The sequence below is a fragment of the Rhodococcus opacus genome (assembly GCF_012396235.1).
GTDB lineage: Bacteria > Actinomycetota > Actinomycetes > Mycobacteriales > Mycobacteriaceae > Rhodococcus_F > Rhodococcus_F opacus.
This window is the reverse complement of the sequence record NZ_JAAXPA010000001.1, coordinates 126733-146659: the sequence shown is the minus strand read 5'-3', so window position 1 is coordinate 146659 and position 19927 is coordinate 126733. Positions and strand designations below refer to the sequence as shown.

At 67.0% G+C, this 19927-nt stretch carries 19 protein-coding genes, 1 tRNA gene and 1 pseudogene; 7 read left to right on the top strand and 14 right to left on the bottom strand.

The genetic code is table 11. The features are described 5' to 3' along the window. Nucleotides 1-49 precede the first annotated feature (49 nt). The 3 genes from HGB39_RS00535 to HGB39_RS00525 all read right to left on the bottom strand — a co-directional run bounded on the left by HGB39_RS00535 (nucleotide 50) and on the right by HGB39_RS00525 (nucleotide 3120). Complete coding sequence (locus HGB39_RS00535; RefSeq protein ID WP_005561020.1) at nucleotides 50-1411, bottom strand: MFS transporter; 1362 nt, start codon at nucleotides 1409-1411, stop codon at nucleotides 50-52. A 38-nt stretch (nucleotides 1412-1449) separates the two neighbouring features. Beyond that, nucleotides 1450-2454, bottom strand: coding sequence for an alcohol dehydrogenase catalytic domain-containing protein (locus HGB39_RS00530; protein ID WP_005561022.1), 1005 nt, complete (start codon nucleotides 2452-2454; stop codon nucleotides 1450-1452). A 129-nt stretch (nucleotides 2455-2583) separates the two neighbouring features. Next, complete coding sequence (locus tag HGB39_RS00525; RefSeq protein ID WP_037203928.1) at nucleotides 2584-3120, bottom strand: 2,4'-dihydroxyacetophenone dioxygenase family protein; 537 nt, start codon at nucleotides 3118-3120, stop codon at nucleotides 2584-2586. A gap of 250 nt (nucleotides 3121-3370) precedes the next feature. On the opposite strand from HGB39_RS00525, the gene HGB39_RS00520 reads away from it, so the two are divergent. Further along, a complete protein-coding gene (locus HGB39_RS00520; protein ID WP_005561026.1) occupies nucleotides 3371-4411 on the top strand; it encodes a LacI family DNA-binding transcriptional regulator in 1041 nt (346 codons plus the stop codon). Between the two features lie 31 nt (nucleotides 4412-4442). Here the strand turns inward: HGB39_RS00520 and HGB39_RS38105 are convergent, their stop codons facing one another. The 4 genes and pseudogenes from HGB39_RS38105 to HGB39_RS00500 all read right to left on the bottom strand — a co-directional run bounded on the left by HGB39_RS38105 (nucleotide 4443) and on the right by HGB39_RS00500 (nucleotide 6338). After that, nucleotides 4443-4613 (bottom strand): LbetaH domain-containing protein, encoded by a 171-nt coding sequence (locus HGB39_RS38105; protein WP_182623748.1) that lies wholly within the window; start codon nucleotides 4611-4613, stop codon nucleotides 4443-4445. A 176-nt stretch (nucleotides 4614-4789) separates the two neighbouring features. After that, nucleotides 4790-5196 (bottom strand): annotated as a pseudogene (locus HGB39_RS38100) (pyruvate kinase); the annotation flags it as partial. Nucleotides 5197-5343: 147 nt separating this feature from the next. Further along, a tRNA-Gly gene (locus tag HGB39_RS00505) sits at nucleotides 5344-5417 on the bottom strand. Between the two features lie 96 nt (nucleotides 5418-5513). Then, a complete protein-coding gene (locus HGB39_RS00500) occupies nucleotides 5514-6338 on the bottom strand; it encodes an oxygenase MpaB family protein (protein ID WP_005561030.1) in 825 nt (274 codons plus the stop codon). Between the two features lie 86 nt (nucleotides 6339-6424). On the opposite strand from HGB39_RS00500, the gene HGB39_RS00495 reads away from it, so the two are divergent. The 4 genes from HGB39_RS00495 (at nucleotide 6425) to HGB39_RS00480 (ending at nucleotide 10570) form a co-directional block, all read left to right on the top strand. After that, nucleotides 6425-7093 (top strand): TetR/AcrR family transcriptional regulator, encoded by a 669-nt coding sequence (locus tag HGB39_RS00495; protein ID WP_005561031.1) that lies wholly within the window; start codon nucleotides 6425-6427, stop codon nucleotides 7091-7093. 9 nt (nucleotides 7094-7102) lie between these two features. Next, the gene (dcd, locus tag HGB39_RS00490; RefSeq protein WP_005238072.1) at nucleotides 7103-7672 is read left to right on the top strand and encodes a dCTP deaminase; all 570 of its coding nucleotides are present in this window, start codon (nucleotides 7103-7105) and stop codon (nucleotides 7670-7672) included. A 519-nt stretch (nucleotides 7673-8191) separates the two neighbouring features. Beyond that, a complete protein-coding gene (locus HGB39_RS00485) occupies nucleotides 8192-9997 on the top strand; it encodes a zinc ribbon domain-containing protein (RefSeq protein WP_064080609.1) in 1806 nt (601 codons plus the stop codon). A gap of 204 nt (nucleotides 9998-10201) precedes the next feature. Continuing rightward, on the top strand, nucleotides 10202-10570 hold the full coding sequence (locus tag HGB39_RS00480; RefSeq protein WP_039952841.1) for a hypothetical protein: 369 nt from the start codon (nucleotides 10202-10204) through the stop codon (nucleotides 10568-10570). Nucleotides 10571-10574: 4 nt separating this feature from the next. Here the strand turns inward: HGB39_RS00480 and HGB39_RS00475 are convergent, their stop codons facing one another. Genes HGB39_RS00475 through HGB39_RS00455 form a run of 5 tightly spaced genes read right to left on the bottom strand, consistent with a single transcriptional unit; the run spans nucleotide 10575 to nucleotide 16700 of the window. Further along, entirely contained in the window at nucleotides 10575-11180 is a 606-nt protein-coding gene (locus tag HGB39_RS00475; protein WP_064080610.1) for a hypothetical protein, read from the bottom strand. A gap of 49 nt (nucleotides 11181-11229) precedes the next feature. Continuing rightward, complete coding sequence (locus HGB39_RS00470; protein ID WP_005573301.1) at nucleotides 11230-12915, bottom strand: ABC transporter family substrate-binding protein; 1686 nt, start codon at nucleotides 12913-12915, stop codon at nucleotides 11230-11232. 31 nt (nucleotides 12916-12946) lie between these two features. Further along, entirely contained in the window at nucleotides 12947-14803 is a 1857-nt protein-coding gene (locus tag HGB39_RS00465; RefSeq protein WP_064080611.1) for a dipeptide ABC transporter ATP-binding protein, read from the bottom strand. After that, nucleotides 14800-15726 (bottom strand): ABC transporter permease, encoded by a 927-nt coding sequence (locus HGB39_RS00460; RefSeq protein ID WP_005238098.1) that lies wholly within the window; start codon nucleotides 15724-15726, stop codon nucleotides 14800-14802. The genes HGB39_RS00465 and HGB39_RS00460 overlap by 4 nt, the downstream gene beginning before the upstream one ends. After that, nucleotides 15723-16700, bottom strand: a complete 978-nt coding sequence (locus HGB39_RS00455) for an ABC transporter permease (RefSeq protein ID WP_007300648.1) — start codon at nucleotides 16698-16700, stop codon at nucleotides 15723-15725. Before HGB39_RS00455 ends, HGB39_RS00460 begins: the two co-directional genes overlap by 4 nt. A gap of 137 nt (nucleotides 16701-16837) precedes the next feature. Between HGB39_RS00455 and HGB39_RS00450 the strand changes: the two genes are divergently transcribed. Then, nucleotides 16838-17611 (top strand): serine aminopeptidase domain-containing protein, encoded by a 774-nt coding sequence (locus HGB39_RS00450; RefSeq protein WP_064080612.1) that lies wholly within the window; start codon nucleotides 16838-16840, stop codon nucleotides 17609-17611. 39 nt (nucleotides 17612-17650) lie between these two features. On the opposite strand, the gene HGB39_RS39520 is transcribed toward HGB39_RS00450, so the two are convergent. Further along, nucleotides 17651-17776, bottom strand: a complete 126-nt coding sequence (locus tag HGB39_RS39520; protein ID WP_265147102.1) for a hypothetical protein — start codon at nucleotides 17774-17776, stop codon at nucleotides 17651-17653. Nucleotides 17777-17914: 138 nt separating this feature from the next. Between HGB39_RS39520 and HGB39_RS00445 the strand changes: the two genes are divergently transcribed. After that, nucleotides 17915-18211, top strand: a complete 297-nt coding sequence (locus tag HGB39_RS00445) for an Rdx family protein (RefSeq protein ID WP_064080613.1) — start codon at nucleotides 17915-17917, stop codon at nucleotides 18209-18211. A gap of 2 nt (nucleotides 18212-18213) precedes the next feature. Here the strand turns inward: HGB39_RS00445 and HGB39_RS00440 are convergent, their stop codons facing one another. Beyond that, entirely contained in the window at nucleotides 18214-19605 is a 1392-nt protein-coding gene (locus HGB39_RS00440) for a WS/DGAT/MGAT family O-acyltransferase (RefSeq protein WP_005257349.1), read from the bottom strand. Nucleotides 19606-19927: the final 322 nt, after the last annotated feature.

The window sequence follows — 19927 nt, the reverse complement described above, 5'->3', positions numbered from 1 at the left end:
GACCGGGCCGGTGTGCGGGGTGAGCGCCGCACACCGGCCCGGCGGCTCATCAGTTGCGGGTGGCCTCGTCGAGGACCCGGTCGTGTTCGAGGGAGGTGCGGGCGGTTTCCTTGGCGGCGATCACCGCGATGATGGTGATCACGGCGAGGACGGCGAGGTAGATGCTGACGGCGATGGTGTTCTTTTCCTCGACGGTGCCGAGCAGCGCGACCGCGATGACGGGGGCGAGGCCGCCGGCGAACACCGAGGCGAGCTGGTACCCAAGAGAGGCGCCGCTGTAGCGGACGCTGGTGCCGAACAGTTCGGAGAACATCGCCGCCTGCGGCGCGTACATCAGGGTGGTGAAGATGAGGCCGATGAAGATCGCCGCCGCGATGACGGTTTGGTTGCCGGTGTCGATGAGGGGGAAGAAGACGAATCCCCAGATGCCGGCACCGAGTGCGCCGGTGAAGTACAGCGGTCGCCGGCCGACCCGGTCGGACAGGGCGCCGATGATCGGGGTGAGGAAGAACTGCGCGACGGAGGCGATCAGCACACCCGCGATGGCGGCGCTCTTGGGCATATCCAGGTAGGTGACCATGTAGGTCATCACCACGACCGTGAAGATGTAGTACGAGGTGTTCTCCACCAACCGCAGCCCCATCGCGATGAGCACCTCGCGGGGGTATTTGCGCAGGACCTCGATGATCGGTGCGTGCTCGGCCTTGTGGTTCTCGAGGGCCTTCTTGTTGGCGGCGAAGACCGGGGATTCTTCGATGCTCAGCCGGATCCAGAGACCGATCAGGACCAGTACGGCGCTGAGCAGGAAGGGAATTCGCCAGCCCCAGGAATCGAAGGCTTCGTCGCTCTGGAACAATGCCAGCACCCACAGCACCACCGCCGAGAGGAGGTTTCCGAGGGGTACGCCGGCCTGGGTCCACGACGTCCAGAATCCGCGGCGGTCGTTGTCACCGTGTTCGGCGGCCATCAGGACCGCTCCGCCCCATTCGCCGCCGACGGCGAAGCCCTGCAGCAGTCGGCAGCCGATCAACAGGAGCGGTGCGGCCATACCGATGCTCGCGAAGGTCGGCAGCAGGCCGATGGCGAAGGTCGCGGCGCCCATCATGAGCAGGCTGACGACCAGCATCTTCTTGCGACCGAGTTTGTCGCCGTAGTGGCCGAAGACGATCCCGCCGAGCGGGCGGGCGAAGAAGCCCACCGCGAACGTGGCGAACGCCAGCAGGGTGGCGGTGGCCGGTTCGCTGTCGGGGAAGAACAGGGGCCCGAAGACCAGCGCGGCGGCCGAGCCGTAGAGGAAGAAGTCATACCATTCGACGGCCGTGCCGATCATGCTGGCGAAGGCGACCTTGACGATCGAGGTGCGCCCGGCCGCGTGGGTTGCGGGTTCGGCCGCAACGTCGGGTGTGGACATGGCGTGTCCTTTCGGGACAGGGGTGGGGTCCGGTGTGGTCATGGGACGAGCACGACCTTCATGTCGTGACCGGCCGCGGCGCGTTCGAGCGCCGAAGCCGCATCAGTGAGGGAAATTTCGGTCACCAGCCGGGGCCACGGTGTCGGGTCGGCGGCCATCGCGTCGGCAGCGGCCCGGTAGTCGACCTTCGTTGATCCGTAACTGCCCTGTAGACGAATCTCCTTGCGGGTGACGGCGTTGAAGTCGACCGGTCCGGTGCGGGCGAACAGGCCGACGACGGAGATGGGGCTGCCGGGCAGGACCGCGGCGATGGCAGCATCGAGCGCTGCCGTCGAACCGGAGGCGTCGACCCAGGCGGTGGGAATGAAAGGCAGCGCGTCCCGGCCGGCGATCACGGTGCGCAGACCGAGCGCGCGGGCCAGCGGCAATCGCACGTTCTCATCGTTGCCGACCCCGGAGAGCACGACATCGTGGCCGCGTTGGGCGAGGACGAGGGCGGCCATCGTGCCGATCGGTCCGGGCCCGGATACCACCACCCGGGTGGGGCCGTCGGCGGCGTTCTCGATGTGCGCGACCGCGCGGCAGGCGACCGACAGTGGTTCGGTCAGCGCCAGGGTCGACGCAGGCAGATGCCGGTCGACCTCGACGAGGCGGACCTCGGGGACGACGAACGATTCGGCGGCGGCGCCGTCGAAGGACAATCCGAGGACGGTGCGCCGGGGGCAGATCTGCCGGAAACCGCGCTCGCACAGATCGCACACGCCGCAGCCGTCGATGGCAACGGGGACAACGCGTTTGCCGATCCAGGTCGGGTCGACGCCCTCGCCGAGGGCTTCGACGTATCCGACCGCCTCGTGTCCGAGCACGACCGGGGGGCGGATCCATTCGTAGCCGGTGTCGTGACGCCAGGCGTGCACGTCGCTGCCGCACAGCCCGCACGCCTCGGTGCGTACCCGCACCTGTCCCGGGCCCGGTTCGGGCTTGGGCAGGTCCTGCACCAGGACGTCGTGGGGAGTGGCACTTCTCTTGGTCAGAGCTCGCATGGGGAACCTGCTAACTTTCGCCCGCTGCCGGGCTCAGGGATGAGAGGGTGGGGCGCCGGCGGACACCGCCCCCGAGTGCCGAGGGCACTCGGTGTGGTTGCGCCATGTCGGGCGGTGTCCGCCGCAGTGTCAGCGGATGAAGCGGTCGACGTAGTCGGCGCCGAGACCGATCTTCTCGTAGTGCGCGCGGGCCTTGTCGATCTTGCTGAACACATCTTCGATGCCGACGGTGTTGCCGTCGACGTCGACGTAGATGTACGCGCCGCTCACGTGGAACAGGGTCGCCATCTCGGTCACGTCTTCGGGGACCTCGAGGGTGTGGATGTCGCCGGGCGGCTCGAACGCGTAGGTGCCCTCTTCGGCCCACCAGTCGTACTCGAGGTAGTGCCAGCGGCCCCGCAGGGTGAACGCGTGCACCGCACCGGCGTGCCGGTGCCGGGACAGGATCCCCGAACGGCGCACCCGCAGAATGTTCACGAAATAGCCCTGGCTCGCCGACAACACCAGCGGCCGGAACTCGACATCCTGCGACTGCGGAACCCACAGCCGCTCGTCACAGTCCAGATCCAGCGCACCCGGAACGATCAGATCGTCACTCATCCCGTACGGCTTCGGACCCGTGTAAGGCACAGCCTCTTCGTTCTTCATCTCAACAGTGGAACTCACGATGCTCTCCTTTCGCTTAATCGCATAAGTGACCGTACATCGTTGTGTTTCAGCGCACAAGTGGTGACGCTTCAGTGCTTCAATAGTGCCCTTAACTGGCTAAATGGTTAGAGTCTGGGTAGTCGCCCGAGTGATTAAGGAGTCATTGGCGGAGTTTCATACAACTTAAACGAATCAGCGATGGCGTTTGTGCAGGACGCGGCGCCGTGCCGCCCCTGAAAGCATCACTTAACCGCGTAAGCTGGCGCGCATGACCGACAGTAAGTCCAACGGTGGCCGCACCCGGCGAGTGACGATGAGCGATGTCGCCCGCAAGGCGGGGGTATCTGCTGCCGCGGTCTCCTACGCACTCAGCGGGGCGCCCGGGGTCAGCGACGAGAGCCGCCAGCGGATCCTCGCCATCGCCGAGGAGATGGGGTTTCGACCCAGCAGGATCGCCCGGGAACTGCGCTCGGGCACCACGAAAGCAATCGGGCTACTTCTGGCGGACATCGCGAATCCCTTCTACACCGAGGTCGCCGGGGGAGTGGTCGCCGCCGCCGCCGAAGAAGGCTACGAGGTGTTCGTCTCCCACGTCGGCGTGGACGGTTCGCGGCAATCGGATGTCGCGTTCGCGCAAGTCGACCGAAATTGCAGCGGCCTGATCTTCACCTCGCTCGTCGCCGCCGACAAACCTCTCCTCGACAAGCTCCGCCACGAGAACATCCCCGTTGTGCAGCTCTACCGCAAGATCGAAGACGAACCCTCCGACTGGGTCGGCATCGACGACTACTCCGCCTCGTTCGAAATCGCCTCCCACGTGGTCGCCACCGGCCGGCGCAAGGTCGCCATCCTCGGCGGCCCCGACACCTCGAGCGTGTCGGTCAACCGCATGAACGGATACCGTGACGCCCTGGCCAAAGCGGGTCTGCGCGCGGTCAACGAACCCGACGTGTGGGGAGAGTTGACCCGACCGGCCGGCGCGTTGCGCGCCCGAGCACTCTTCGCCGAACACCCCGAGATAGACGCCATCGTCTGCGGTAACGACATGATCGCGCTCGGCGTTCTCGACGTCTCCCGGGAAATCGGCAAGCGCGTGCCGGAAGACCTGGCCCTGACCGGGTTCGACGACATGAGCTTCTCCAGCGCCGGCCCCCTCCAGTTGAGCACCGTGACCGTGCCGCGGGATCTGATGGGCCAACGCGCCGCACGCATGCTTCTCCAACGTCTCGCCGGCGACAAGGGACCCGCACGCAAAGAGATACTGCCGTACGGGATTCAGGTGCGAGACACCACCGCTCGACGCGGATAAGGTGCGTTCGGCCGAGGGGTACTCCTAGTTCCTATGTTGTCAGGGAACGCCGGACCTTTCCGGGGATGCCGGCGATCAGGGTGCTGGCCCCCACGCGGGCGCCGTTCATCACCGTCGCACCTATGCCGACGAGGAGGTCGTCGCCGATCGTGCAGGCGTGCAGGATCGCGTGTGTCCATCGATACCCCTGTGTCGATAACAAGCGGGAAACCGGGATCTGCGCGGAGGACGCAGCCGTCTTGGATGTTCGTCCATTCGCCGATCTCGATCCTTTCCGCATCGCAGCGGACCACTGCGACGTACCAGACGCCCACTCCCGACCGGATTCGCACAGTGCCGACGACGATCCGTGGCGGCAGGTGGCCGGACCGATGTGAAGTCGTCTTCGCGGACGCGATGGATGTGGATGAGGTTGGTGGATCCGACGGTGGGCGAGGGCGAGCCGGCAACGATGACGACGAGGTCCACGCTCTGGTAGCGGACCAACCGGAGGAGTCGGTGTCGATCTGGCGGATCATCTCGTCGGTCGACTGGACCGGGTTGACGAGGAAGGTTTCGGTACCCCAGATGAGCGCGGGTTCGTTGCTCATCCGGGGTACCGGGGCGAATTCCAGCAGCGGCAGCGGGGTGTGGATTCGTGTTCGACGGCGGTGAGGATCCGCGCCATCGTCGCGACGGTCTCGAGCGGGTATGCACCGACCGAGGTTTCACCGGAGAGCATCACCGCGTCGGCGCCGTCGAGGACCGCGTTGCCACTCCGATGCCCCGGCCGAGCTGGGCCGGGAATAAGTTTCGACTCAACTCAATTTATCGAGCAATTTGGTGATCGCCGCCTGCCAACCCCCGACAACCGCCAACCAACGGACGGATGGGTCGAGTGGGTGGGGCGGGCTGGACGACGCAGGGCGTGGATGCGGGGTGGATGGAATGGATGGAGCCGATGACGGGAATCGAACCCGCGTATTCAGCTTGGGAAGCTGATGTTCTGCCATTGAACTACATCGGCGCGCACGATATTGGGCGCCCGTAGGCAGGCCCAACACCCTGCGGCGGAAACATTATCAGATGGTGATCCGGACTACCCGGGCGCACACGCGGTGTGTCATACGAGGGGCTTGCCGGCCTTCATTCGGCGTCGCAGATCGAACATGAGCAGGTTGTAGGGGAACTCCCGGATTCGGACGGGGATGCGCCTGCTGACGGCGCCGATGGTGCGCAGGGTCCGGTCGAAGCGCTTCTGATCCTTGTCGGTCCATGTCAGGTGCATTTCGTCGCGGAACTGCTGGGGCAGGAAGCCGTTGGTGAAGAACATGTTGAGCCGGCCGAACAGGCGGGAGACGATGGCGGGCAGGAATTCGAGGCGTGCGATGGAGAGGACGTGTTCGCGGATGGTGTCGTCGATCGACACCTTGTCGAGGGCTTTGTTCCAGTACTCGTCGAACGCGACTCGGTCTTCGGGCCACATCTCCGGGGGTACCTGAAGCGTGGTGCCGAACGTGGCGCCTTCCTTGTAGAAGAACTCGGCGGCGGCGGGGGAGAGGTCGCCGTGCAGGGCGCGGTTGACGTCCTCGAACCCCCGGTAGATGCAGGCGGCCACCCACAGCTGCAGTTCGGGATCGAATGCGTTGTATTGCACGGGACTGTCGGGGGTGGAGCGCACCTTGGCGTGGGCGCGGTTGACGCCCTTGCGGAAGGCCGCCTTCTCCTCGTCGGTGCCGCGGGCCGCCACCACGAGGTAGGTCAGCGTGGTGCGGGTCCGCTTGATCGGATGCCTGAACAGCTGGCCGCTCTCGACCTTGCTCTCGTACACGCCGTACCCGACCCCGGGATGGGCGAGTTGCATGATGATGTTCGCTGCGCCTGCCAGTAGTCCGGCGCCGTCCATGACCTGATCGAGACGGTCCGGTACTTCGAGTGACGTCGACATTCTTGTTCCCTCTCCCCACCGCGGATTCGCTATCTGAACACGACCGTACTCACATATATGTTCGCCGTCCAGAGTCCAGTGGAAAGATGGTGCGCATGGCTACCGCACCGGTGAACGCGAAGGTCGGACACTCGACGGGCGACGGCGGACGCGTCTATGGCGGCCAGGAGCGCGACCAGCGCACATCGGAACGACGTGGCCAGCTCATCGAGGCCGGACTCGACCTGCTGGGCAGCGCGGAGGGCGACCACGCCCTGACCGTGCGCGGAGTCTGCAAGCAGGCCGGACTCGCCACCCGCTACTTCTACGAGAGCTTCACCGACCGCGACGCGCTCACCGTCGCCGTCTACGACCACGTCGTGGATCGGATCGCCACCAGCACCCTGGATGCCGTGTCGAACGCCGGGCCCGGTGAACGCGACATCGTGCGCGCCGGGGTCCGCAACATCGTGCGGGAGGTCGCCGAGGATCCGCGTCAGGGCCGTCTGATGTTCTCGGTGGCGCAGTCGAGCGCGGTGCTGGCGCAGCGCCGCCTCGACAGTTCGCGGCTGTTCGCGGGCCTGGTCACGAAGCAGACGGTCGGGTACTACGAGGTGGCCGAGAGCCCGCGCCTCGACCTGGCCGCGCACTTCATGGTCGGTGGCCTGGCGCAGACCCTGACGGCGTGGTTGAACGGCACGGTGGCCCTCCCCGAGGAGGAGCTCGTGGACACCTGCACCGAACTGCTGCTCTCGATGGCCATCCACACCCGTTAACCTTTACCTGTGCTCCTCTCCGATCGCGATCTCCGTGCCGAAATTTCCGCTGGACGTCTGGGCATCGACCCGTTCGATGATTCGATGGTCCAGCCCTCGAGCGTGGATGTGCGCCTCGACAGCCTGTTCCGGGTGTTCAACAACACCCGCTACACGCACATCGACCCAGCTCAGCGGCAGGACGAGCTGACGACGCTGGTCGAGCCGGCCGAGGGGGAGCCGTTCGTTCTGCACCCCGGTGAGTTCGTTCTCGGCTCCACGCTGGAGGTGTGTTCGCTGCCCGACGACCTGGCGGGACGCCTCGAGGGTAAGTCCTCGCTCGGCCGCCTCGGGCTGTTGACGCACTCCACGGCCGGGTTCATCGACCCCGGCTTCAACGGGCACATCACGCTGGAGCTCTCCAACGTCGCGAACCTGCCCATCACCCTGTGGCCCGGGATGAAGATCGGCCAGCTGTGCCTGCTGCGGCTGTCGAGCGCGGCGGAACACCCGTACGGCAGCTCCGCAGTCGGCTCCAAGTACCAGGGCCAGCGCGGCCCGACACCGTCGAAGGCCTACCTCAACTTCGCGCAGAGCTGACCCCCGCGGCCCGACGAAAATATTGCAAACCGAGTGGTCCGCTACTCGTGTGTATTGCGGCGGGTGAGAGAAGACTGGGATTCGAAGCCGCCCTCTCCTGGCGTTCGATCCCGGAGGCCGCCAACTGTTGTCGCAATATTGGTGGCGAGGTGTATTGGGTCTATACGGATCGCGGTTCGGGTCTCGAGGGACCGGCGGGCGGGGTGCGGCCGGATGCTCGACGACGCGACCAAGGGGTCGGTTTACCGAATTAGCGATGCTGACGGTCCGCGGCGTCGCTTTCCGTGCGATGAAAGATCGTGCCAGGGGGCCGTGGGCGGACGTTGTGTCCGACGCAGCGCTGGCGGTCTGGCGGGCGGCGGGAGTTGATCCCGGCGATCACAGCACCTGCCCGCTACACCCTCGCGGATGCGACGGCACCGGCCCACCATTCGGTTTTGGTTGCTGCGGCGGCGACCACTGTCGTCAACTGGACGTGACTCGGTTCGTTCGGCTGTGCCTGGATCCTGGTTGGCCGGCATGACCGGGCCGGGAACGACTGCGCCGCGGCAATTCGCCTTCACCACCCGCCCATACGGGGCAGTCGACGATGCGACCGGTGAGCCGATCGGCCTCGACGACGTCGATACCCGGGTGGGGTGGCTCCTCGACCTGATCACCGCGGCCGGCGCCGAGTTGGTGTCGCGGCTGTGGCTGCCGGCGACGTTCGATGTGCTTGCCGCCGGTCGTGACCGTCAGGACCGTAGGTTGCCCGTGCAAGGTCATGCCGCCGCGGCACGTCTCGGCTGGAACCCGATCTTTCCGGACGGGGTCTATGTGCCGTCGCGGGTGACCCGGGTGGTGACGGCGCAGGTGATGGCGACCCTGCGGACCTTGGCCTACCGGGACGCCGCGATCACGGCACTGTCGGCCCGATTCGACCCGGCCACCGGGGTTGTGGCGCCGCCGGTCGGGTCGGCGGACGACGTGCCGTCGGGCTTCGCTCGGGGCGTGCAACGTCAGCTCGTCGCCCGCTCTCGCCGCGGCGGCGGGGCACCGGCCGGCCGGTTGCGGATCACCGAGGTGCAGGGTCCGCCGCAGACGAGCGCGATGGCACGGCTGTCGGCCGCCGATCGGCAGCTCGCGCAGCTTGCCGTCACCGGTGACGAGCTGGTGTTGACGGTGAAGTTGCCCACCTGCCCGACCCCGGCAGGGCGGGCGCAGTGGCGGCGGGTCCGGCTGACCGCCGCCGTCCCCGCGCACCTGCACGGCAGAGCTGTCTCCGACTGGCATCTGCCGACCCTGGTCCTCGATCGCCGGGGTCTGTTGTGGCGGTGCGCCGCTACCGAGCTCGTCCCTGAAGCCGATCTAATGGACGGCGCGGCGGCGGTGGGCGTCGATTGGTCCCCGTCCACTCTCGGTGCCGCCGCCATCGCAGCAGAGGGCCCGGACGGGTTATCCTCTGATTACCTGGGCTGGACCTACGACGACCGCGGCCTCGGGATCAAACTGGCACGCCTGCAAGCCGAGGGGCAGATGCTGCACCGCAAGGCGGCCCGGTTGACGCGGCTGGCCGCCACCGCCCCACCCGAGGTCCGCGCCCGGCTGGAGACGAAGATCGCCGTCCTGAACGACCACCGGACCGCGGTGGGCGTCAAGCGGGGAAAGATCAACCGGGAACTGGCGTTCCATTTCGCCCGCCAGGTCACCGACTACGCCGAGGCGGCGGGCGCGCAGGTGATCGCGGTGGAAGATCTCACCACCCTCGAGACCCGCGGACACGGACGAGTCAACAACAACCGGGCCGCGCAGTCCGCCCGCCGCCAAGCGGTCGCCGCCCTCGCGCACACCGCCACAGGTGTCGGTGTCGCGGTGGTGTCGGTGCCGGCCCGAGGTTCCTCCGCACTGTGTCCGGGCTGCGACGAACCGCTTGCCCGCCCCGGCGGCTATCACGACGCGTGGTGTCCCCGCTGCCGGGTCGGTGGTAAACGCGACCATATGGCCGGGGTGAACCTGGCTAAACGCGCACTGCTCGGCAGAAACAAAGCCACCAGACGGCGTGGGCAATTGTCCGCGGTCCGGGTGGCCGAACATGCACCGGTACGCCGCTGCCGCGACAAGCACGGTCCCACCCCGAGCAGGCCACGGCACCGACGGGTCCGCCGCAGCCTACCCACCACAACACGGCGGTTGGGGGTGAATTCGAAACAGCATGTTCCTGCATCACAAGCGTCGGTGTGGGACACGGTCAAACCCATACCACCGCACGGTGATGCGGGTAGCCGTGACACACGTACATCTCTATCGCCCGCCACATCAGTGGCAGACAGTATGAAATCTACGTAGACGCTGCCATGAAAGACGTAGTTGCGCCGTCCGGGTGGTCCTGCTCGAAGAGGACCGCCTCGAATTGGACGTGGGTGACGCCTCCTGACCCTGGCGGTGGGAGGTACCTGCGGGGATATAATTCTCTGACCTGGTATTCACACTCAGTGACGCGGTTCCGCCGTACTCGGGGAGACGGATTGGCGCGCCCCGAAAGGAATTCCGATGTCTACTCGACAAGTGGTGGGCCGGTTGGGTGCAGTGATCGCCGCCGCCGGCGCACTGTCGTTCGCAGTGCCCGCGGCCGCCTCGGCGGCGCCCTTCGTTCCCGGCTCGATGTCGACGTGTGCCCCCGGCGCGTGGCTGACGTTCAACGCGGAGCGGGTCGCGCCCGACCGGATCCGGTACACCACCGCCGCGCCGCTCGCGCAGTGGAACGGTGCCGTGGTGCAGTTCACCAACCTCACCACCGGGTTCCGGGGTGTCGCGTTCGTCAACGACCCGGTGCCCGCAGCCGTGGGATTCGGCCCCGTGCTGAGCGAGATCGCCGGACTGCTGCCGTGTTTCGTCAGCGCGGGCGTCACCATGTCCTGACCCCTCAGCTGGGGTCGGAGCCGCGGACGGCCGCCAACCACACCGCGACAGCCGCAGCCACACAGGTCGCGCCCGCGTACGCCGGAAGCCCACCGCCCGCGACGTACACCCACAGTGCCCCGACGAACGGTGCCGCCACCGCAAACTGGGCGTCGAGGACGATCCGGCGGACCGGTCGAGCGGCCGCCCGGGCGCGCACCGGGCCGTCCGGATCCGGGCGCGACGGGTTGTCGATCAACCGCCCGGCCGGCTCCGAACGACGCGCTCGCCCGGACGGGCGGAGTCGACGGCCTTCCCAGACCACGACACGGCGACGCCCCGCGTCGTGCACCGTCGCCGCGGTCGGGGTCGGCATCGTGATCAGCGCGGGATCGAAGAACACCGGAATCCACAGTGAACCCGGTTCCTCACGAACCTCGATCCAGGACCTGCTGGTCAGCCGATGCTGCTGGCGTACCCGGTGCACCGTGGCGGGCCGACCCGGCTCCGACCCCGAACGGGTGGCAGCGAACCACGTGTAGCCGGTGACACCGAGCACCGTCGCCGCCACCACGACCAGTGCGCTGAGCTGATCGGCGTCGGCGACCACGGCGAACCCGCCGCACACCACCAGCGCGCACGCGCTGACGGCAACGGGGTAGCGGACGGCCGCGAACCCGCTAATTCAGGAAGCCGATCGTGGTGTAGTCGTAGGACGCGAGGCCGGCGGCGCCGAAGTTCGCCAGGTTGTCGCGCACCGCGACGTTGCCCGGCGCCTGCACCAGCGGCAGCGAGAATCCCTCTTCGAACACCGCGTTGTCCACTTCGTTGGCCAGTTCGATCGCCTTCTGGGGGTCGAGTTCCGAGATCGTCCGCTCGATCAGCGCGTTCAGTTCGGGCGAACCGATCCGGCCGTAATTTCCCTGCAGGTCGTCGGGGTTGTACGCGTAGATCTGCGGCAGGCCGCTGAGTGGGAACGGATCACCCACCCAGGAGAATTGGGCGATATCGAAGTCGCCGGGCTGGATGACATCGGTGAAGAACCCGGTGCCGCCACGGGTGTCGATGTTCAGCTTGACGCCGATCTGCGCGAGGTTCTGCTGAAGGATCTGCGCGATCTGAACCCAGGTGGTCGACTGGTACATCACGTCGCGAATCTCGAGCCTGCGCCCGTCCTTCTCCCGGAACTCGCCGTTGAGTGTCCAGCCGAGTTCGTCGAGCCGCCTCGCGGCCTCCTCGGGGTCGTAGGAGACGGCTGCGCTGTTGTCCTGGTAGCCTTCCTGGCCGTTGAGGTAGACGTGGTTGTTCAGCGGCTGGGGATCGTCGACCAGACCGTTCTGGATCGCGGTCGCGATGCCTTGCCGGTCGATGCCCTTGGACAGCGCCACCCGCAATTCCGGATCGGCGAGGATCGATCCCTCCGCTCCGTTGAACGTGATGTGCGAGAACTGGTTTCCCGGTGCCCGGCGGATCGCGATGCCTGCCGAACCCTGCGCGGTCTTCACCTCGTCGATGGTGCCCAGTCCGGACGCGTCGATCTCGTTGTTCTGCAGAGCGGGAATTCGCGCCGAGTCGTCGAGCACGCTGTAGGTGATGGTGTCGAGTTTCGGAGTGTTGCCCCACCACGCGGGGTTGCGGCCCAGCGTGATTCGGTTCTGCGCCCTGTCGATCGACGCGATCCGGAACGGTCCCGACGTCAGTGTGACCCCGTCGCGCAGACTCTCGTTGAACGTCTCGGGGGTCGCGGTGACCGACTTCGGGTACAGCATCGAATTGCCCGCGAACTGGCCCTTCCATTCGGCGTACGGCTCGGCGAATGTGATCACCGCCTGACGGTCGTCGACGCCGCGCTCGACCCTGTCCACCCGCTCGAACCCGGACGTGTTCGCGATCAGGAATTCCTTGTTCTTCCCGCTGAGCGCTGCGGCCTGAGACTGGATGTCCGCCCACGTGATCGGGGTGCCGTCCGACCACACGGCCTTCGGGTCGATCGTGTACGTGACCTGCTGGGGGTCGGTGCCGGTGAGCGCGACGTCGGTGAAGTAGTCGTGGTTCACCGACAGCGCTCCCGAGGCGTCGGTGCTGAAGGCGCGGGGCATCATCGGCTTCAGCATGGCGCCGATCTCGGTGTCGTTGCCGTCGTTGGACAGGGTGTTGAAATTCGGGGGGAAACCCGACAACGCCAACCGCAGGTTTCCGCCGTCGCGTAGCTCGCTGGGGTCGTGCGGATTGATGTCGTTGGTGGTGCCGATCGACCCGGACCCGGCCTCGACGCCGCCGGTGTCCGAACCCCCGCAGCCACCGAGAATCAGGCCGATGGCCAGGACCGATACCGCGAGGCGGGTGCGCGCCGAACGAATCCTCATGGATGTGCCCTTCCTCGAAGTTCGCTGAGCTTTAGTGTGCCAAATACGTCGGATCCGGAACGGGAATTGCCTCGAGGAGTGCCCGGGTGTACTCGTGCTGCGGATCCTCGAAAATCGTCTGCGCTGTCCCCGACTCGACGATCCTGCCCCGGTACATCACCGCGACGTCGTGCGCGATGTTGCGGACCACCGACAGGTCGTGGGAGACGAACAGGTACGACATGCCTCGCTGCTCCTGAAGATCGCGCAGGAGGTTGAGCACCCCGGCCTGGATCGAGACGTCGAGCGACGACACCGGCTCGTCCAGGATCAGCAGTTCCGGATCGAGGGCGAGCGCCCGGGCGATGCTGATCCGCTGCTTCTGGCCGCCCGAGAAATCCGCCGGATAGCGATCGGCGTGCTCGCGGCGCAACCCGACGAGGTCGAGCAACTCCGGTACCCGGCGGCCGACCTCCTCGCGCCTGCGGCCGTCCAGCCGGAGCGGCTCGGCGAGAACGTCGAACACCGGCAGCCGGGGATCCAGGGACGCCGTCGGATCCTGGAAGACGACCGCCATCTTGCGCCGGATCGCGCGCTTCTCGTGTGGGCTCAGCGCAGCGACGTCGGCGCCCAGCACCGCGATCGAACCGGATTCCGGTGCGGCCAGGTCGAGAATCTGCGTCAACGTGGTCGATTTGCCCGAGCCGGATTCACCCACCAGCGCCAGCGTGCGGCCGGCGCTGATGTCGAAGCTGATGCCGTCGACCGCCCGGATCTCGCCCCGCTTGCGGCGGAACACCAGACCGCTGGTGATCGGATACGTCTTCACGAGATCGGCCACCTGCAGCACCACGCGCTGCTCGGGTGCCGTCTCCGCGGTGGCGGCGGGTGCCGGCTGGTCCCGCCGATACGCCGTGAACAGGTCGCGGGTGCGCGTCTCGTCGACGCGGATGCACGCCGCCTGATGACCGCGTCCGGTCGAGACGAGTTCCGGCTCGGCCAGTAGGCAGTCGTCCACGGCGAGCGGGCAGCGCGGCGCGAACGTGCAGCCGGGTGGCAGCGAATGCAGCGCGGGCGGGGCACCGGCGATCGAGACCAGGCGGCTCCGGATCGGAGCGTCCATCCGCGGCACGGACACGAGTAGGCCTGCGGTGTAGGGCATCCGGGGTTCGGCGAACAGTTCGCGCACCGACGCCGACTCCACCACCCGGCCCGCATACATCACCACCACGCGGTCGGCCAGCGTCGCGGCGATGCCCATGTCGTGGGTGATCATCACGACGCCGGCGCCGGTGAGGTCGCGGGCCTTGCGCAGCAGGTTCAGGATCTGCGCCTGCACGGTCACGTCGAGGGCGGTGGTCGGCTCGTCGCAGATGATCAGCCCGGGGTCGTTGGCGATGGCGATGGCGATCACGACGCGCTGGCGCATACCGCCGGAGAACTCGTGGGGAAAGGCCTTGGCGCGCACCGCCGGATCGGGTATCCCGACCAGGTCGAGCAGGTCGACAGCGCGCTGCGCGGCATCCTTCTTGCTGCTCGCCCGGCCGTGGACGAGCAGCGCCTCGGCGATCTGGTCACCGACCCGGTACACCGGCGTCAACGCGGACAGCGGATCCTGGAACACCATGCTGACCGTCTTCCCGCGCAGCGCCGACAGCTCCTTGTCGCCCATGCCCAGCAACTCGCGGCCCTGCAAACGGATCGAGCCGGTGACGCGCGCGTGCTCGGGCAGCAGACCCATCACGGCGAGGGATGCCACCGACTTACCCGAACCCGACTCACCCACGATGGCCAGCACCTCGCCGTCGGAGACGCGGTAGCTGACACCACGCACCGCCTCGATGCGGCCCTCCTCGCTGGGAAAGCTGACCCGCAGGTCCTCGATCTCGAGCAGCGGTTGCCCGGTCACCGCTTCGCCTTCGTCTTCCTCTTGCGGGACCGGGCGCGCGTCGAACTGGGGTCGACCGCGTCGCGCAGACCGTCGCCCACCAGGTTCGCGGACAGCACGGTGATCACCAGCAGACCGCCCGCGAACAGGAACAGCCACGGGTAGGTGAGGGCGGATTCGGTGCCGTCGGCAATCAGCGACCCGAGGGAGATGTCCGGCTTCTGGACGCCGAACCCGAGGAAACTGAGCCCGGTCTCGGCGAGGATCGCGGCACCGACGTTCAGGGTCGCGTCGATGATCAGAATCGACGCGATGTTCGGAACGATGTGGCTGGTGATGATCTTGTGGGTGGGGGCACCCATGTACCGGGCCGCCTGGACGAATTCCCGCTCGCGCAGGCTCAGCGTCATTCCCCGAACCATCCGGGCGGTGATCATCCAGCCGAACACCGCCAGCAGCAGGATCAGCAGGGCGATCGAGCTCGAGGACTTCAGCCGCGGAGTGAACACCGCGATGATGATGAAGCTAGGAACGACGAGCAGCAGATCGACCAGCCACATGATCACCCGATCGGGCCAGCCGCCGACATACCCTGCCAGCGCACCGACGAGCGCCGCGATGGCGGTGGAGAATATCGCGACGCAGATCCCGATGATCAGCGACTTCTGCAGCCCGCGCAACGTCTGAGCGAGAACGTCCTGGCCGATCTGATTGGTGCCGAACGGATGTTCGGCGCTGGGCGGCTGCAGCAGCGCGGTGTAGTCGAGTTGCTGATAGTCGTAGGGGAGCAGGTACGGTCCGACGAAACTGCCCACGAACAGCAACACCAGGACGCACACCCCGGCGATGGCGGGCTTGTTCCGGAGAAACCGCCGCCACAGCAGGGTCCGGCGACCGACGGCCGACACCGCCGCATCGGTGGACGCGATCTGGATCTCGGTCACCCGACACGCACCCTCGGGTCGAGCGCCGCGTACACCACGTCCGAGAGGAGTCCCGACAACAGCACGATCAGCCCGGTGAACGACGTGATCGCCACGACGATGTTGGTGTCCTGATTGTCGATGCCGATCACGATCCACTCGCCGATACCGTGCCAGCCGAAGATCGTCTCGGTGAACGTGGCGCCGACGACCAGCGCCCCGAATCCGTAGGCGAACAGCGTCGCCATCGGGATCAGCGCCGTCCGAAGCCCGTGCTTGAGCAGTGCCGCCCGCCGGGTCAGTCCCTTCGCCCTGGCGGTCCGGATGAAGTCGCTGCCCAGAACGTCGAGCATCGCGTTGCGCTGGTACCGGCTGTAACCGGCGATGCTGCCCAACGCCAGCGCGATGGTCGGCAGCACGAGATGCTGCACGCGGTCGACGAACTGCGGCCAGAACCCGGTGATCGTGCTGGCCGAGGATTCGCCGGTGTACAGGAAAATCTGGCTTCCGGTGGCCGAGTTGATCTGGAGAGCACCGTATTTCAGCAGGGTCGCGACGAGGAACACCGGCGCACTGAGAATCAGCAGCGACAGGACGGTGGTGAAATAGTCGCTGAACTTGTACTGCCGGATCGCACCGGCGGCGCCGATCAGCACACCCAGTACCGCTCCGATGACGGAACCGAGGATCAGCAATCGCATGCTCACCAGGATCCGGCGACCCAACTCGTCCGAGACCGGTTGACCCGTGATGGTGGTGCCGAAGTCGCCGTGGACCACGCCGCCCAGCCAGTTCGCGTACCGCACCGGGATCGGGTCGTCCAGATGCAGTTCGGCGGCCTTCGCGTCGATCACCGATTGCGGTGGCCGCGGATTGCGCTGCTCCAGGCTGTCGAGCGGACGGAACGTGAGCGAGGCGAGACTGAACGTCAGGAACGACGCCAGCAGCAACAGCACCACGTAGTTGAGCGCTCGTCGTAGCAGGAAGCCGGCCATCGGTCCCCCTCGCAACTAGGGCTCAGGGTACGAATTATAGGAGCGTGCCGCCGGGCGTCAGCTCGACTCGGCGAAACCGATACCGCGCCCGAATTCCCCGCCACGCACGTCGCGTCTCCGCTTGTTAGCGTGGCGGGGTGACACCTCGTGCCCAGCCCGTCGAACCGCTGACGCGGTGCACGGCACATGGCACGGCGTTCGACGAGCACGCGGTGACCGTCCCACGCTCCGGCGATCGTGCGCTGGTCGCGGTGCCGCGCGGGGTGACGCCGTCGGCGTTCGCGTGCTACCTGCACGGGCGTACGGGTGACGAGAGGTCGATCGACGACCGCGCCGGCCTGCGGGACGGCCTGCTGGACGCCGGCTACCTGGTCGCCAGCCCCTACCTGCACGGCGACCAGTGGGGAAACCGCCTGGCGCAGGACGCCGTGGTTGCACTGGACGAGTGGGTGTCGCATCGGTGGCCGGTGACACGCCGCTTCCTGATCGGCGAATCGATGGGTGGTAACGCCGCCGCCAACGCCGTACGCCTGCGGGAGGTCGCGTGGGACGGAGCCGTGTTCATCGCTCCGTCGCTGTCGCTGCGCGCAGTGTGGGAACGGGGCGAACACGGACGCGACACCGTGCGGGACGCCTTCCGCGTGTCCGCGGACGGGCACGACCTCGAACCGAAGACCGAGCACTGGGACGCCGTCCGGCACGAGCCGGGAGACTATGTCGGAGTGCCGATTCGGGTGTACGCGTCGCGGGAGGACGAGGTGGCGAACATTGCCGGCGTCACGGGGCCGTGGGTCGAGATGCTCCGCCGCGGCTCGGACGCCGTCGAGTTCGTCGAGGTGAGCGGACCGCACGTCTCGGAAGACCACTTCCGCACCGCGGAGGTCGTGCAGTTCTTCGAGACGATCCGGTGAACACGGGGAGGCCTTCTCGGCGAAGACCTCCCCACGTGTTCAGGCCTCGGTCCGGTGCGTGGTGTTCAGGCGGAAGATGTTGGTGAAGAAGTCCTTGACGGCCTGGATCTTCTCGTTGGTCAGCTCGATGGCGTGGCGACGCGATTCTTCGAGCGCGGTCGACATGGCGGCTTCCTTTCGTCGAGGGGGCACAGCATGGCGATCGACAGTCTGCCTCACGATGCTGACGTCCGCATGACGAACAGGTGTCCTCCGTGCAACTCGAACAGCAAGCGGGGGAGCGCCTTCGGCTAACCTGGCACGATGATGACGAGCAGCGCAGACGGCCGGGTCGCGATCACCTACTGCACCCAGTGCCAGTGGCTGTTGCGTGCGGCGTGGATGGCGCAGGAATTACTCGGCACGTTCGGGCAGGACCTCGGCGAGGTCGCGCTCGTCCCCGGCACCGGCGGGATCTTCCGCATCACCGTCGACGACGAACTGATCTGGGACCGCAAGGAACAGGGCGGCTTCCCCGACATCACCGTGCTCAAGCAATTGGTCCGGGACCGGGTGGCGCCCGACCGCCACCTCGGGCACAGCGACCGTAAGAGTCCCTAGGATCAGATTCCGACCGCGCGCTCGAGGGCGCGCAGTTCGTGCCCGAGCCGGGCGGGGATCGACTTCAGGTCGGGCACCGCGCTGCGGCAGCCGGTGACCCCGAACGAGATGATGTCGTCGTTGCTGGTGCAGGTGATGTTCAGGCCCTGGCCGTCGACGGGCACCGACAGCGGGTAGATCGCGTCGAGCCGCGCCCCGTTCCAGTACAGCGGCGAGCTGGGACCCGGAACGTTGGAGATGATGAGGTTGAACGGCGGGCGCACCCGCGAGTTGTGCCCGAACAGCATGCTCGCGCCGATCGGTGCCGCGCCGAGAGCGCTCATCGCGAGGATCTGCGTCGCACTCATCGTCTCGTACGCCTCCTTGCCCTCGCGCATCGACGTCCGGATGGTGTCGAGGCGATCCGCCGGGTCGGGGAGGTGGGTGCCGAGGTTGCACATGAGCACCCCGATATTGTTGCCGTTCGACGCCTCGCGCTGACTCTTCAGCGACACCGGCACCATCGCGATCAGCGGCTCGGCGGGCAGGGCGTTCTGATCCTCGAGGTAGCTGCGGAGCGCCCCGGAGGACATCGCGAGCACGACGTCGTTGATGGTGGTGTCGGACAGCTTGGCGACGAGCCGGAGACGTTCGAGCGGCCACGACTGCGCCGCGAACTGGCGGGCACCGGTGATCGGCACGTTGAACGGGGTCTTCGGTGCGGACAGGGCGAGTGGGCCGCCCTGGTCGCGGAAGGCGCGGGACACGGTGCCGGCGAGCGCGGGCACGAGCCCGGCGACCTCACCGACGGTGTCGCGGGCGGTGCGGAACGTGGAACCGGCCAGACCCGACAGGCTGAAGCCCTTCGACGGCGTCCGCTGCGGCCGCGGGCCCCGCGGCTGCCACGGTGCCGGCACGTCCCGATCTTCCGAGTTCTCGCTGAGCGCGTTGCGCAGCATCTTCATCGCGGTGACGCCGTCGGCGACCGCGTGGTGGATCTTGGTGTAGACGGCGAATCGTCCGTCGCTCAGTCCCTCGATCAGGTGCATCTCCCACAGCGGGCGGCTGCGGTCGAGCAGCGATCCGTGCAGCCGCGAGCAGAGTGCCATCAGCTCGGCCTCGCCCCCGGGGGCGGGCAGCGCGTCGTGCCGGATGTGGTGACCGAGGTCGATGTCGTCGACGGTCTCCCAACTCCACTGACCGAGCGTCGAGAAGGACCGGTGGGCTCGCTTGGCGAGCCGGGGGGTGACGATTCCGTCGCCGTCGGCGAGCGCGCGGTCGAGCATCGCGCGCATGTCGTACGTGTCGGCGCCTTCCGGGAGCTGGAAGATCTCTACGCCGCCGACATGCATCGGGTGCTCACGGGACTCGCCGAGAAGGAACATCGAGTCGAGAGGGGACATGGGGAGCGGCATCTAGGGCCCTTTCCATCCCGTAGACGACTTCCCGGATCGCGGGAGGGCTCGTCTGTGGTCTGAGGTAACGGGAGATGGTGACGTTCCGTTTGTCAGGGACCACCACCGGATAACTAATTGATATGGGACGGGTCACGAAAGCGTGACGTCGTATTTCTACAGGTTTCGCGTGAGCCATGCCACTAGACAAGCGTCCAGTTTGGATGGTGTCATTCGGGTGGAGTACACCGAAGGTGAACTCCGTGTGAACATCCGAATTTTGTGCACTCAGTGCGGAATTCGCGAATTCGGGCCTGCATAGGGTCGAAAGTCCCTACTCGGT